Source organism: Methylomonas sp. LL1, from assembly GCF_015711015.1.
Classification (GTDB): domain Bacteria; phylum Pseudomonadota; class Gammaproteobacteria; order Methylococcales; family Methylomonadaceae; genus Methylomonas.
The window spans coordinates 4,371,218-4,385,402 of record NZ_CP064653.1 but is presented as its reverse complement, the minus strand read 5'-3'; the positions used below and the strand labels follow the sequence as shown (position 1 = coordinate 4,385,402).

Here is a 14,185-nt window from a genome sequence, read left to right as displayed (position 1 = left end):
CCATTCAAACCACCATCATGCTGATAACCGAGCCCAAAAAATTTCGCGCACTATGGATGTTACTGACCTGCCTGCCCTTGCTCTCGGGTTGCGCGGGGCTGGATGCGGGACGCGATTTGATCTCGGGACTGTCGGATACGATATTCGGCGAGGACGATACCGCCGATCCGCCCGCGCTTTTAACCGAATACACCGCAGAAGTGCAGATCGACGTGCTGTGGAAGGAATCGGTCGGCAACGGCGCCGACAAGCAGTTTTTGAAACTGATACCCGCCGTTCAAAACGACAGAATCTTCGCCGCCGATCGCCAAGGCACGCTGCAAGCTCGCAACACCGTTAACGGCGACCTGGTTTGGGAGTCCGAAAGCGAATACGAATTTTCCGCCGGCCCCGGTCTGGGCAGGCAAACCGTGATCATGGGTTGCACCTCCGGTGAAGTGGTCGCCTACGATATTGCCAGCGGCGAACAAAAGTGGATTTCACTGGTACCCAGCGAAGTGCAAGCCGTACCGGTGGCTGCCAAGGGCATGGTCATCGTCCGCACCACTGACGGCAAGGTCATAGCCTTGCGCGAAGCAGACGGCAGCCAGTTATGGCTCTCCGAAGGCAGCGTACCGGCCTTGAGCATACGCGGAGCCGGCGCCCCGGTTGTGATCGAAGACACCGTTATCATCGGTTCGGCCAATGGCAAGATGCAAGCCCTGCAACTCAGCGACGGCAAGAGCCTGTGGGAAGCCACCATCGCCATGCCGACGGGCCGCTCCGAAGTCGAACGTCTGGTGGATTTGGACGTCGATCCGGTGGCTAGCCGTGGCGCCATCTATATTTCCAGCTTCCAGGGCGGCACTTCGTCGGTGTCGGAAGTGGACGGCGACGTGATCTGGCGTAACCCGGACATTTCATCCTATACCGGCATCAGCACCGATTGGCGATACTTGTATCTCAGCGACACTCATAGTGAGGTGTCGCAACTCGATCAACGCAACGGCGCCTCGTTGTGGAAACAAAAAGACCTACACAACCGCCAGCTCACCGCCGCCGTGGCCTACGACAATTATGTCGTGGTCGGCGATTTTGAAGGCTATGTGCATTGGCTATCCACCAGCGACGGCAGGCAGCTCGGTCGCACTCAGCTCACTAGTTCGCCGATCGAAGCCAAACCGGTTATCGTCGACGGCACCGTGTACATTTACGCAAAAGACGGCACCCTCGCGGCCTTGAAAGCGAGATAACTTATGCTACCAGTCATCGCCTTGGTTGGCCGACCCAATGTCGGCAAATCCACCCTGTTCAATTATCTGACCCGCAGCCGCGAGGCGTTGGTCGCCGACTATCCCGGCCTGACCCGCGACCGCCAATACGGCCGAGTCAAGCGCGGTGAACGCGATTGCCTGGTGGTCGACACCGGCGGCATCACCGACGACCTGGAAGGTATCGACGTTTTCGCCAAGAAGCAGGTCGAGATCGCCTTGCAGGAAGCCGACGTGGTGTTTTTCATGGTGGATGCCCGCGACGGCATCAACGCCTCCGACGAAGCCATTGCCGACATGCTACGCAAACTGGGCAAACCGGTGGTGCTGGTGGTGAATAAAATCGACGGTATCGACAGCAACACCGTCACCCACGATTTTTACAGTCTGGCGCTGGGCGAACCAGTGCCAATTGCCGCCACCCATGGCCGTAATGTGCATGAACTGCTGGGCCGTATCGACGACCTGATACCAGCGGTTGAAGATGAATTTGAAGAACAGGATCCCGGCATCGCCATCGCCATCGTCGGCCGTCCCAATGTCGGCAAATCGACCCTGGTCAACCGCCTGCTGGGCGAGGAACGGGTGGTGGTATTCGATGAAGCCGGCACCACCCGCGACAGTATTTATATCCCGTTCGAACGTAACGGCCAAAAATTCACCCTGATCGACACCGCCGGTATGCGCCGCCGCGCCAAGGTATCGTTGACGGTGGAAAAATTCAGCATCATCAAATCGCTGCAAGCCATCGAAAAAGCCCATGTGGTGATTTATTTGATCGACGCCCGCGAAGGCGTCACCGATCAGGACGCCCATATTCTGGGCTTGGTGCTGGAAGCCGGCCGGGCCTTGATTATTGGCCTGAACAAATGGGACGGCCTGGATGCCGAACACCGGGCCTTCGTCAAAAAACAGATCGAAATTAAACTGACTTTTCTGGACTTTGCCGAGAAACATCCGATTTCAGCCTTGCACGGTAGCGGCGTCGGTAAGTTGTTCGACGTGGTGCATAGCCTGTACGATTCAGCAATGATAGACATGTCGACACCGGTATTGACCCGAATCTTGAACGATGCCGTTTCCTCGCACCAACCACCCTTGGTCGGCGGCCGCCGCATCAAGCTGAAATACGCCCACCAGGGCGGTCGAAATCCGCCGGTAGTGGTAATCCATGGCGTGCAAACCGACTCCCTGCCGGGCGCTTACAAACGCTTCCTGATGAACTATTACCGAGAACAGTTGCAACTGAAAGGCACGCCGGTCAGGCTGATATTCAAGTCGCCGGAAAATCCTTTCCACGGCCAGAAAAACAAGTTGAGCGATCGGCAGGTCAAAAAGCGCAAACGATTGATCGATTTCAGCAAACGGAAAAAATAAGAACGGCGAAAGGCGAAAAATTATAGCGATTCGGTAAATGCTAACTCAACTTATGCCTTGTGCCTAAAAATCATACCCACTCAGGAGCATCGTTATGGCAACCATCACTTTCCAAGGCAAACCGATCAGTACCGTTGGAGATCTGCCGGCTATCGGCAGTAAAGCCCCCGACTTCAAACTGACTAACCGTAAAATGCAGGACGTCGGTCTGGCCGAGTTCGCCGGCAAACGCAAGGTGATGAATATCGTACCCAGCCTGGACACGCCGACTTGCGCCACCTCAACCCGCAAGTTCAACGAAAAGGCCGCGCATCTACACAATACCGTGGTGTTAACCATCTCCGCCGACCTGCCCTTCGCCCAGGCCCGTTTTTGCGAAATCGAAGGCATCAAACATATCACGGCCCTATCCAGCTTCCGTTCCAGCTTCGCCCATGATTACGGCGTCGAGCTGCTGGACAGCATTTTGGCCGGCCTGACCGCGCGAGCCATCGTGATCATCGACGAAAACGATCAAGTCACTTACACCGAATTGGTCAGTGAAATCGCCGACGAACCGGATTACACCAGTGCGCTGGCCGCGCTGGTAAACCATGTCGACCATCATGGCTAAGCGGTAATCAACGCTCAATTCCGGAGCTGCGCGCGCCTGAACAGCCTATGGTCATTCAGTTTGCGCCTCAACCGATGATAAAACCCGGCAGATGCCGTGGCTGTGGCGTTAAGCTGACCGTTTTACAAGTCAGGCGCGGCTTATGCGACGCCCCGGAATGCCGGCGCAAGGATGTCGCTTACCAGGAAGATCTGAGACGCCAATCGACTTTGCAGCGGGTTCGTGAGTCACTGCCTGAATCATGGCCTCCAAATGCGGCCATCGCGCTACTGCCTCGCAACCAGCAGAGCCTGATTCCACTTAGCCGCAAACGCATCCAAGCCCACCGCCGGCATCTGGAGCAGGTTGTAAGACAGGCACGGGAACAACGGGAGGCGGACGAATCGATAGCCACGGAAACCCGCGCCACGACCAGCGGAGTTTCACCGGGCCAAGCCACCCTCCCGGTGCTTGGGAGCATTTGCGGACTATGCGGCGGCCACTGCTGCAATACCGGAGGCAATGCGGCTTGGCTGGAGCCCGCCACCATAGTCCGCAGGCAACGGGAAGCTCCCGACCTAAATGAAGATAGCATCGTCGAAACCTACCTGTCTTACCTGCCCGAAATCAGCCACGAAAACAGCTGTATCTACCATGCCGAGAACGGCTGTTGCTTGCCGAGAAACATCCGCTCGAACGTCTGCAACCAATACTTGTGCCGAGGTTTGGGCGAAGTGGTAAGCGCGCTGGATAGCGCCTTTTCCGTCTGTGTCGCCGCCAGTATGACCGGCAGCGAGATCAGTCAAGTGGCTTTAATCGATGCTCAGGGTATCTTGGAAAAACTGAAACCGGAACAGCCAGATGAATAGGTTGCAATCGGCGGATGCCGATAAGCGGCTAACCTTTACGCCGAGTGTTGCTTATCAGTATACGCCAAACCCATGGCCTGTTTACAACTTGCCTTGGACGATTTGATAAATCGCTTCCGCTTCCGTATCGGCGTTTTGCATGATGGCTTGCAATTCCGCCAATTTAGCTTCGGCAAATTCACGGTCCTTTAAACTGGCCGCATTGATATGCACGTTCAAGGCCGCGCTTTTCAAACCGGCGTAAGCCGCCATCACCGCCACACCAGCGTCGCTGATCACGCCCAAGTTGCCTTTTTCCGCCGCCACCCGGCTTAATTCGACGGCCTTGGCGCAGGCTTTGGCGCAAGCCAGCGGCACTTCGGTGGCTTCCCGCAATACCCACTGGATTTGGGCGCTACGTTGGGCTTTTTCCTCATCGCTGGCTTTCGGTAAACCGTAGCAGGCCATCAACTTATCGAATACGTCGACATCGGCCTTGATCATGCCGATCAATGTCACTCGCAAGGCTTCGGATTCGGCCAACAAGGCTTGCATGTCGGCTTCGACTGCCGCGTATTTGGGTTTGCCCAGGGTCAGATTGCAGACCATGCTGACCAAGGCAGCTGCCTGAGCCCCCATCACCGCCGCCGCGCTACCGCCGCCGGGCGTGGCTTGTTTGCTGGCCAGTTCACCGAGGAAGGTTTCCACCGATTTGTCTTTGATTTCAGTCATACTGTGCCTTTAATTCTCGCGGCGCCAGCTAGTCAGGCCGCCAGCAATATCTTCCAATAAGATGCCTTGGGCTTTTAATTGATCCCGTATGCTGTCCGCCTGAGACCAGTCTTTGTTGGCTTTTGCGGCTTTTCTGGCTTCGATCAATCGTTCGATTTCGACTTCGGTCAGACCATCGGTGCTTGCCCCACCCTTCAGAAAGCTGTCAGGGTCGTCCTGCAACAAACCTAGGATCGTCGCCAACTGTTTCAGAGTTGCCGCCAAAATCTGCTTATCTTCGGCTTTATTCAATTCTCGAGCCACATCGAACAACACCGCTAACGCCACCGGCGTATTGAAATCGTCATCCATCGCCTGCTCGAAGCGCTGTTTGAATTCTGCATCGATAGCCACATCGGTAATCCCCACGCCTCTTAACGCGGTATACAAACGGGTCAGTGCCGCACCGGCATCGTCCAGTTGTTCGTCGGAATAATTCAACGGGCTACGGTAATGGCTGGACAGGATGAAGAAACGGATCACTTCCGGCCGGAATTGCTTCAACACCTCGCGCACGGTGAAAAAATTACCCAATGATTTGGACATTTTCTCTTCGTTGACCCGCACGAAACCGTTGTGCATCCAGTAATTGACGAACGGCTCGCCGGTGGCGCCTTCGGACTGGGCAATTTCATTCTCGTGATGCGGAAATTGCAAATCCATGCCGCCGCCGTGAATATCAAAATGATTGCCCAGGCAGCAAGTCGACATCGCCGAGCATTCGATATGCCAACCGGGACGGCCCTGGCCCCAAGGCGAATCCCAGTAAGGTTCGCCGGGTTTGGCCATTTTCCACAGCACGAAATCCAGCGGATCGCGCTTGGCGATATCGACATCAACCCGCTCGCCGGCCTGCAAGTCTTCGATGTTTTTACCGGACAATTTGCCGTAGCCTTGGAAACGATTGACGGCATAAAACACGTCACCATTGCCGCCAACATAGGCGTATTCGCGCTCGATCAACTTTTGGATCATATTAATGATAGCCGTGATCGACCGGGTGGCCCTAGGTTCGATGTCCGGCGGCAACACCGAGAGTGCGCGCTCGTCTTCATGCATTGCTTCGATGAAGCGCTCGGTCAAGGCCGAAAAATCTTCGCCATTGTCGTTGGCGCGCTGGATGATTTTGTCATCAATGTCGGTGACATTGCGCACATAAGTCAATTCGTAGCCCGAATGCCGTAAATAGCGCGCCACCGTGTCAAACACCACCATCACCCTGGCATGGCCGATATGGCAATAGTCGTAAACCGTCATGCCGCAGACGTACATGCCGATTTTGCCAGGCTGTTTGGGGACGAATTCTTGCTTGCTTCGGGTCAGGGTATTGTAGATTTTCAGCATCGGGATCAGGTGAATACGGCTAAAGACCGAGCAATCTATCAAGATTTCGGCTTCTCTTTCAAGATAAAAACACCTAGAATTGCCGGCTTGCAGCGATTTTAGGAGCCATGCATGCGTAACCCACTTGTTTACCTGATGCTGTTTTTGTTTTCAACCCTTTCATTTGCAACGGAAAAACAAATGTCCGACACCCAAACCAAAGTAAAAATGACCACTTCCTTGGGCACTTTCGTGATCCAGCTGGATAATGCCAAAGCCCCGGTTTCCGCCGCCAATTTTGCCGAATATGTCAAAAGCGGCTTTTATAACGGCACCATCTTTCACCGGGTGATTCCGGGCTTTATGGCGCAAGGCGGCGGTTTCGACACCAGCTTTGCGCAAAAAGAAACTAAGGCGCCGATCAAAAACGAAGCCGACAATGGCCTGAAAAACAAACGCGGCACACTAGCCATGGCCCGCACCAATGATCCGAATTCGGCCACCGCTCAGTTTTTCATCAACTACAAGGACAACTCGTTTCTGGATCACACCAGTCCGACCCCCAGCGGCTGGGGTTATGCCGTTTTCGGCGAAGTCATCGAAGGCATGGAAGTTGTCGACGAAATGGCCAAACAACCCACCGGCAATCGCGGCGGCCATCAGGATGTGCCTAAAACCGACATCGTGATCGAAAAAGCCGAAATCATCGAGTAAATTTTGGGCAAGGTTCCGCCGCCAGGCGGAACCCTTATCTCTTGAAACAAGACACACTCTTTATCTCCGACCTGCATATCTCGCTGGAAAAAACCGAGATCACCCGGCGATTCCTGGATTTCCTACAAAACCGCGCCCGGCGGGCTCAAGCGCTGTATATTCTCGGTGACTTATTCGATGCCTGGATAGGCGACGATGACAATACTCCGCCCAACAAAACCATCAAGCAGGCGCTTAAACAATTATCCGACAGCGGCACCCAAGTTTTTTTGCTGCAAGGCAATCGGGATTTTTTAATCGGCCAACGATTTGCCGACGAAACCGGCATTACTTTGCTAGACGAGTACGCCGTGGTCGAACTCAATCACCATCGCGTCCTGCTGACCCACGGCGACCTGCTGTGCACAGACGACCTTCCCTATCAAGCCTTTCGACTAAAAGCGCACAGCCCGGAATGGCAGGAAAACGTGTTATCCAAACCGTTATGGCTGCGGTTGCTGGCGGCGCGCTGGTATCGTTTGCGAAGCTATTGGCATAAACGCAAAAAGACGCAAGACATCATGGATGTGAATCCGCGAACAGTCATCGAAACGATGCAAAAATATCAATGCCGCACATTGATCCACGGACATACCCATAGACCGGCCATGCATGATCTAACGGTTGATGGCGCCGCCGCGCAACGCATCGTGCTGGGGGATTGGAAAAAAGACAGCGCGGAATGCCTGTGCTGGGATGAGCGGACTTTTCGGCGGGAAACAATTTAAGAATCAGCCAGCAGCCGGTGGATGGTTAAAACGACGGGCAAAAAAAATCCGGCAGCACATCAAGATCACTTTCCGCGCTACCGGACCTTCTACTATCTCCGTTGTAATAGACAGCTATGCAACCTAGTAGTTCAGTCAACAATCAATTTTTTTTAAAACGCACAACCGGGTTTTACCCCTAATTTTTTCAGGATGATAGCCAGCGGACAAAAGCCGGTAAAAGACGCCTGTAACAAATTAGCCCCGACAAAAGCGGTAAACCACAGCCAATTTGGTGAGTGCCAATGCGCCAATGCCAAGCTGAGCAAAATAAAAGATCCGGCAAACGCCATGACCATGCGATCGATAGACATCGTTGCCTCCTATTTCAAACGCACCACGCCCATCAGTTTCAGCATCATGCGTTCGTAAAACGGCTCGCTGATGCCTTTTCTGACTTTGCGCATGAAGTATTTTTCAAAGCCGATTTTGGCCAGATGCACCCATTTGCCATGGTTGGCCCAAGTCGTGTTGCGCGGCGGAATCTGCGGCACCGCCAAAAACGCTACCCCAGTGTCGCCCAGATCGGCCAGACATAATGCACTTAGGCTAGGAATATCCGACGGCTGCTTGCCCGCCAGTTCGTCGCGAATATTGTGCGCGGTGGCCGTCACCATGGATTCGATCATGTAACCGGTTTTCGGCGTACCTGTCGGCACCGGGGTTTTTTCCACCGGCGGCAAGGCTACGCATACGCCGACCGAGTAAATGTTTTTATAAGTCGGATTACGCTGATGCTGGTCGACAATCACAAACCCGCGAGGGTTGGTCAATCCTTCCGCGCCGCAGTGACGCACGGCATCGACACCGGTGAATGCGGGCAGCATCATGGAATGTTTAAAAGGCACTTCGTGCTTTTTCTTTTCGTTGCCGTCGTCGTCGACTTCGGTGACGTACATCATGCCCTGCTCAATGCGGTCGACCTTGGCATTGGTAATCCATTTGATGGTTTTGTCGCGTAGCGCGCTTTCCAGCAACCCCTTGGTATCGCCGACACCGCCCAAGCCCAGATGGCCGATATAAGGTTCCGAGGTAACGAACGTCATCGGTACTCGGTCACGGATTTTGCGTTTACGCAGTTCGGTTTCCAGAATCATCAGATATTCGTAAGCAGGACCGAAACAGGACGCGCCCTGCACCGCTCCAATGACGATCGGACCTGGCTCTTGCATGAACTTGTCCCAATCCTGCGCGGCAACCGCGGCATGATCAACATGACAGACGGACGAGGTATAACCGCCATGCGGCCCCATGCCCGGCACTTCGTCAAAGGCTAGGCGTGGACCGGTGGCAATCACCAAATAGTCGTAATCAACTGAGGAACCATCGGCCAAATCGACCTTATTATTGGCCGGATCAACCTTGGTGGCGGCTTTTTGGATAAAGTTGATGCCTTTTTTCGCCATTACCGGCGCCAGCTCGATTTTCAAATCCTCGGGTTTACGCCATTTGGGCGGCACCCAGGGGTTAGACGGCACGAAATGAAAAGTGGGCGAATCGGAAATTACTACCACCTCATGCTCTTTACCGACAATTTCTTTCATTTCGTAAGCCATCGGCACACCACCGATACCCGCACCCAATACAACGATTCTAGCCATGACTATCTCCTCTTGTTTTTACTTGAAGGTATTGTTTTTGAAGTGGTGCCCATGCTACGTGATTATGTTTTTATCGACTTCAAAAACTGGAAAACTCAGAATATTAGCATTTGATAATATTTGCAACTAAATTTTTCTTGCCTTTTCAATATAGTCCCTTATGCAGAAAAAGTCGCAGCGCGTACAATAAACCAATATGTATAAATCCGGGAATCACAGATGAACGACCAATCCGACAACGAACAAGCCTGGCGGGAAAAACTGACACCTGAACAATTTCATGTCTGTCGCGAAAAAGGCACCGAACCGCCCTTTACCGGCAAATATACCGATTGCAACATTGAGGGCATTTACCATTGCGTCTGTTGCGGCCAGGCCTTATTTGCCTCGGACCATAAATTCCACTCCGGCTGCGGCTGGCCCAGCTTTTGGGAACCCTTGAACGAAAGCAGCCTGGATGAACACGAAGATACCAGTCACGGCATGCAACGCACCGAAGTGACTTGTAGCCATTGCGGCGCCCATTTAGGCCATGTCTTCCCCGATGGCCCGCAACCGACCGGCCTGCGTTATTGCATCAATTCCGTGGCTCTGGACCTGAAGAAACCAGCATGAATGCTCGGCAACAAGTACAAGATTGTCTGGATTTTATCGATGCCAGCCCCAGCCCCTGGCATGTAATTGCTAGCCTGGAACAACGTTTACGGGATTTCGGCTTTCAGCGTCTGCACGAAACAGAGCACTGGTCGTTGAGCGCTGGCGGGCGTTATTATGTGGTACGCGACGATTCTTCCATCGTCATGTTCGTGGCTGGACACAAAGACTTGGCTCAAACCGGCTTTAAAATACTCGGTGCCCACACCGATTCGCCCGGTTTACGCCTAAAACCCAATCCGGTGCTAAATAGCGAACAACTACTTCGTCTCGGTGTGGAAGTCTACGGCGGCCCGATCCTGGCGACATTTAGCGACCGCGACTTAAGCCTGGCGGGCCGGATTGCCTATCGAACCGACGACGGTACTATCGCCAGCCGCCTGTTGCGCTTCGAGCAGCCGCTATTAAGGCTGCCTAACCTTGCCATACACATGAACCGGTCGGTCAACGAAGATGGCTTAAAACTGAACAAACAAACCGAGCTGCCGTTACTGTTCGCCAATGCAACCCAACAGCAACTGGCATCCGATCGATTTATCGAACTGCTGACTCAAGTGGCCGGGCTGGCCGTCGAACAGATTCTGAGCTGGGAATTCAACATCTACGACACCCAAAAAGGCGTATTTTGGGGTGACAATCAGGCTTTTTATGCCGACAGCCAACTGGACAATCTGGCCTCCTGCCATGCCGGGCTGACTGCCTTATTAAACGAATCCGCCCTCAACAGCGGCAATACATTGGTCTGCGCGTTTTTCGATCATGAAGAAATCGGCAGCGAGAGTTGCAAGGGCGCGGCCGGCAGCTTTTTACCGGATGTACTGGAGCGTGTCGCGCTTGCACTGGATTTGGATAAACAGGGTTATCACCGCGCACTCGCCAACAGCCTGATGATCAGCGCCGACATGGCCCACGCTTATCAGCCCAATTTTCCTAACGCTTATGAACCTGGTCATAAAATCATCGTTAATCGGGGACCGGTCATCAAGATTAATGCCAATCACCGGTATGCCTCAACCTGTCTATCCGAAGCCGCCTTTATGCAGATTTGCCGGCAAGCCGAAGTGCCTTTCCAAAAATATGCCCATCGCGGCGATCTGCCCTGTGGCAGTACCATTGGTCCTATCGCATCGGCTAAGCTGGGCATGGCCACGGTCGATGTCGGTAACCCGATGTGGGCCATGCATAGTGCGCGCGAAAGCGCCGGCGTGCAAGATCATACCTATATGATCAAAGTATTGAACTACTTTTTTTCGAGCATATAGCTTTAAGAAAAAACTTAGACTATCCTTGTCCGATGACCCCATCTGATAGGAATTAAGCTTGGTATTTTTCGAGCATGACGGTTCGTCTGCTGGTCTGATAGCCGCCGTTAGCAAAATAATCTTGCCACTTTGCCTGATTTGTAACGTGGCGTATGGCGATGAAAGCCTTGAGTACAAAATCAAGGCCGCCTATCTTTACAATTTCACCAAATTCATCACCTGGCCGGAAAACCATGCCACGACTTTCAATATTTGCATTGTTGGAGGTGACCCGTTTCGAAAGTTGCTCGATAACCTGGAAAGCAAAACGGCGTTCGATAAGCCGATCCGGGTATTTCGTTATGCCCACATAAAACAGGCGAAAGATTGCCACATTGCCTATTTTGACAAAATCGAGGATGTCACCAGCATTTCGGCACCGAATTCATTAATCGTAGGCGCTTTGCCCAGCACCTTGACGGTCGGTAGCCAGCCTTTTTTTGCCGAATCCGGTGGGATGATCGGTTTTGTCCTTGAACAGGAAAAAATAAAATTACATATTAATCTCAAGGCTTTAAAACTATCCGGTCTCGAGATTAGCGCTAAATTGATCGAAGTCTCGACCTTAGTCAAAGAGGATGAACATGAGTAATCTATTCTCGCGTTTTTCCATCAAATCCAAACTACTTTCGATTGCGCTCGCCTCCAGTTTCTTCTCGATGCTACTGGCTTTACTAATATTGGTCATCATCAATATCACCGAGGTTAAACGTAAGGCACAAGATGACTTTTTGGCCGCGGCTACTCTGATTGCCAACCGAAGCGTTGCCGCGGTGATGTTTGACGACCATGGATTGGCCAAGGAAAACCTGACATCGCTGGCTAATCTGCCCGATTTATTAAACGCCTGTGTTTATGATAAACAAGGACTGTTGTTTACGAGCCTGGACCATATCGACGCACCGTGTCCGCCATCCTCGTCCGGAATGCGGACGCATACCGACAAACTAACTATCTACGTTTTTGAAGCGATGCTGATGGACAAGGAGCCGATCGGTAGCGTCTTGATCATCTCCGATTTGAGTTCGGCGCTGATGCGCCAAGTAAAATTTGTAGGCGTGGTATTAATCGTGCTGTTTATCGCTTTATTTGCGGCTTTTCTGGTGACCATACCGCTACTTAACCGCGTAGCCAAGCCCATCGCCTTCCTGGCTAAAACCGCTGAGAAAATCAGCCGAAACCACGATTATTCGATACGCGCGCATAAATGCAGCGACGACGAAATCGGTATTTTGGTGGACGCCTTCAACGGCATGTTGGAAACAGTCGAGGCTAAAAACAAAACCCTGGTCGCCCTGAAGAACAATTACCAAACACTGTATGACAATAACCCAACCATGGTGTTCGATCTAAGCCTGCAAGGGCAAATCCTGTCGGTCAACCAGTTTGGTGCCAGACAGATCGGTTTGAGCGTCAACCAATTGCAGCACACCTCCATCTTCAACTTTACCCACCCTGAAGACTTAGCCAATAGCCGGACGTTTTTCCAACTATGCCAAAAATATCCGCAGCAGGTCCATAAACAGGAAAGACGCTTCATTTGCAATAATGGCCATATTATCTGGGTACGAGAAACCGCAAGACTGGTGGATATCGGAAATGACCATCAGCACGTTTTACTGGTGGGTGAAGACATCACCGAAACCCGGCGCCTGGCCGACAAAGTTGCTTACCAAGCCAGCCATGACGAACTCACCGGTTTGACCAACCGCCGCCATTTTGATACTCATGTTCAAGATCTAGTCTCGCAAGCACATTCCGATAATAGCTCGCATGTCATGTGTTATCTGGATTTGGACCAATTCAAGGTAGTCAACGACACCTGCGGCCACCTAGCGGGCGATGAATTGCTCAGGCAACTGGGCGAATTATTAAAACAACAGGTGCGAAAAACCGACATATTGGCTCGCTTGGGCGGCGATGAATTTGGGATTTTGATGGCGCATTGTTCCCTGGAGCAAGCCTTGCTGACCGGCGACAAACTTCGTAACGCGATTTGTGATTTTCAATTTGCCTGGGAGAATCGCAGCTTCAGCATCAGTGTCAGCATCGGCATAGCCCCCATCAATCGCAGCAGCGGCAATGCCGTCGACATTTTGAAAGAAGCCGACGCAGCGTGTTATGCGGCCAAGGAAAAAGGCCGCAATCGGGTACATGTCTTCAGCAGCAACGATGACGAGTTGGCCGAACGGCAAGGCGAGATGCAATGGGTGGAAAAAATCCGGGTCGGCATTGATGAAAATCGTTTTAAACTGTACGGGCAATTAATTGTGCCTATCGCCGAAAGGGAAGAAGGCTTGCATTTTGAAACCTTGCTACGCTATCAAGACGAACAGGGAAAGATTATTCCGCCCGGTGCGTTTTTGCCCTCCGCCGAACGTTACAATATGGCGCCGGCCCTGGATCGCTGGGTCATCAGCAACCTGTTCGAATATCTAGGCACCACCCCCGGATTTATCGAACGCCTGGAGCTATGTTCCGTCAATCTATCCGGCTTATCGTTGTCCGATGAAACCATGCTGGATTTCATCGGCGAGCAATTTCGCAAATGGCAGATACCCACCTACAAAGTCTGCTTCGAAATCACCGAAACCGCGGCAATCAGCAATCTGTCATATGCCAAGCATTTCATCGACACCCTACGCAAAAAAGGCTGCCTGTTCTCGCTGGATGATTTTGGCAGCGGTTTGTCATCATTCGCTTACTTGAAAAACCTGCCCGTGGATTTTCTGAAGATCGACGGCTTATTCGTCAAGGATATTCTGGAAGATAAGATTGACTGGACCATGGTCAAAGCCATTAACGAAGTCGGCCATGTAATGCACAAAAAAACCATAGCCGAATTCGTCGAAAACAAAAATATCTTCGAATTATTGAAAACACTAGGCGTCGATTACGCCCAAGGCTATGGAATAGCCAAACCCGTACCATTGCGAGAACTGTGAGAA

At 52.4% G+C, this 14,185-nt stretch carries 14 protein-coding genes; 10 read left to right on the top strand and 4 right to left on the bottom strand.

All coding sequences use genetic code 11. The annotated features are described in order from the left end of the window. The first annotated feature begins 17 nt into the window (after positions 1–17). From bamB to IVG45_RS20580, 4 genes are all read left to right on the top strand, one after another. A complete protein-coding gene (bamB, locus tag IVG45_RS20595) occupies positions 18–1,232 on the top strand; it encodes an outer membrane protein assembly factor BamB (protein ID WP_196435619.1) in 1,215 nt (404 codons plus the stop codon). Positions 1,233–1,235: 3 nt separating this feature from the next. Next, positions 1,236–2,627: a ribosome biogenesis GTPase Der gene (gene der, locus IVG45_RS20590; RefSeq protein WP_196435618.1), complete on the top strand. Its 1,392-nt coding sequence runs from the start codon at positions 1,236–1,238 to the stop codon at positions 2,625–2,627. A gap of 94 nt (positions 2,628–2,721) precedes the next feature. Beyond that, positions 2,722–3,240: a thiol peroxidase gene (tpx, locus tag IVG45_RS20585; RefSeq protein ID WP_196435617.1), complete on the top strand. Its 519-nt coding sequence runs from the start codon at positions 2,722–2,724 to the stop codon at positions 3,238–3,240. A 47-nt stretch (positions 3,241–3,287) separates the two neighbouring features. Continuing rightward, positions 3,288–4,088, top strand: a complete 801-nt coding sequence (locus IVG45_RS20580) for a hypothetical protein (protein WP_196435616.1) — start codon at positions 3,288–3,290, stop codon at positions 4,086–4,088. 81 nt (positions 4,089–4,169) lie between these two features. On the opposite strand, the gene fchA is transcribed toward IVG45_RS20580, so the two are convergent. Together fchA and cysS are read right to left on the bottom strand one after the other, a co-directional pair. After that, on the bottom strand, positions 4,170–4,799 hold the full coding sequence (gene fchA, locus IVG45_RS20575; protein WP_196435615.1) for a methenyltetrahydrofolate cyclohydrolase: 630 nt from the start codon (positions 4,797–4,799) through the stop codon (positions 4,170–4,172). A 9-nt stretch (positions 4,800–4,808) separates the two neighbouring features. Then, positions 4,809–6,182, bottom strand: a complete 1,374-nt coding sequence (cysS, locus tag IVG45_RS20570; protein ID WP_196435614.1) for a cysteine--tRNA ligase — start codon at positions 6,180–6,182, stop codon at positions 4,809–4,811. Between the two features lie 111 nt (positions 6,183–6,293). Here cysS and IVG45_RS20565 point away from each other — a divergent pair, with 111 nt between their 5' ends. Continuing rightward, entirely contained in the window at positions 6,294–6,875 is a 582-nt protein-coding gene (locus tag IVG45_RS20565; RefSeq protein ID WP_196435613.1) for a peptidylprolyl isomerase, read from the top strand. A gap of 41 nt (positions 6,876–6,916) precedes the next feature. After that, positions 6,917–7,642: a UDP-2,3-diacylglucosamine diphosphatase gene (locus IVG45_RS20560; protein ID WP_196435612.1), complete on the top strand. Its 726-nt coding sequence runs from the start codon at positions 6,917–6,919 to the stop codon at positions 7,640–7,642. Between the two features lie 152 nt (positions 7,643–7,794). Here IVG45_RS20560 and IVG45_RS20555 read toward each other — a convergent pair whose 3' ends face one another. Next, complete coding sequence (locus tag IVG45_RS20555) at positions 7,795–7,995, bottom strand: YgaP family membrane protein (RefSeq protein WP_196435611.1); 201 nt, start codon at positions 7,993–7,995, stop codon at positions 7,795–7,797. 9 nt (positions 7,996–8,004) lie between these two features. Continuing rightward, on the bottom strand, positions 8,005–9,282 hold the full coding sequence (locus tag IVG45_RS20550; protein WP_196435610.1) for an NAD(P)/FAD-dependent oxidoreductase: 1,278 nt from the start codon (positions 9,280–9,282) through the stop codon (positions 8,005–8,007). A gap of 219 nt (positions 9,283–9,501) precedes the next feature. Here IVG45_RS20550 and msrB point away from each other — a divergent pair, with 219 nt between their 5' ends. The 4 genes from msrB to IVG45_RS20530 all read left to right on the top strand — a co-directional run bounded on the left by msrB (position 9,502) and on the right by IVG45_RS20530 (position 14,182). Next, the gene (gene msrB / locus IVG45_RS20545) at positions 9,502–9,897 is read left to right on the top strand and encodes a peptide-methionine (R)-S-oxide reductase MsrB (RefSeq protein WP_196435609.1); all 396 of its coding nucleotides are present in this window, start codon (positions 9,502–9,504) and stop codon (positions 9,895–9,897) included. Then, positions 9,894–11,198, top strand: coding sequence for a M18 family aminopeptidase (locus IVG45_RS20540; protein ID WP_196435608.1), 1,305 nt, complete (start codon positions 9,894–9,896; stop codon positions 11,196–11,198). The genes msrB and IVG45_RS20540 overlap by 4 nt, the downstream gene beginning before the upstream one ends. A gap of 145 nt (positions 11,199–11,343) precedes the next feature. Next, entirely contained in the window at positions 11,344–11,829 is a 486-nt protein-coding gene (locus tag IVG45_RS20535; protein ID WP_230874862.1) for a YfiR family protein, read from the top strand. After that, positions 11,822–14,182 carry an EAL domain-containing protein gene (locus IVG45_RS20530; protein ID WP_196435606.1) on the top strand — a complete coding sequence of 787 codons (2,361 nt, stop codon included), beginning with the start codon at positions 11,822–11,824 and terminating at the stop codon, positions 14,180–14,182. The genes IVG45_RS20535 and IVG45_RS20530 overlap by 8 nt, the downstream gene beginning before the upstream one ends. Positions 14,183–14,185: the final 3 nt, after the last annotated feature.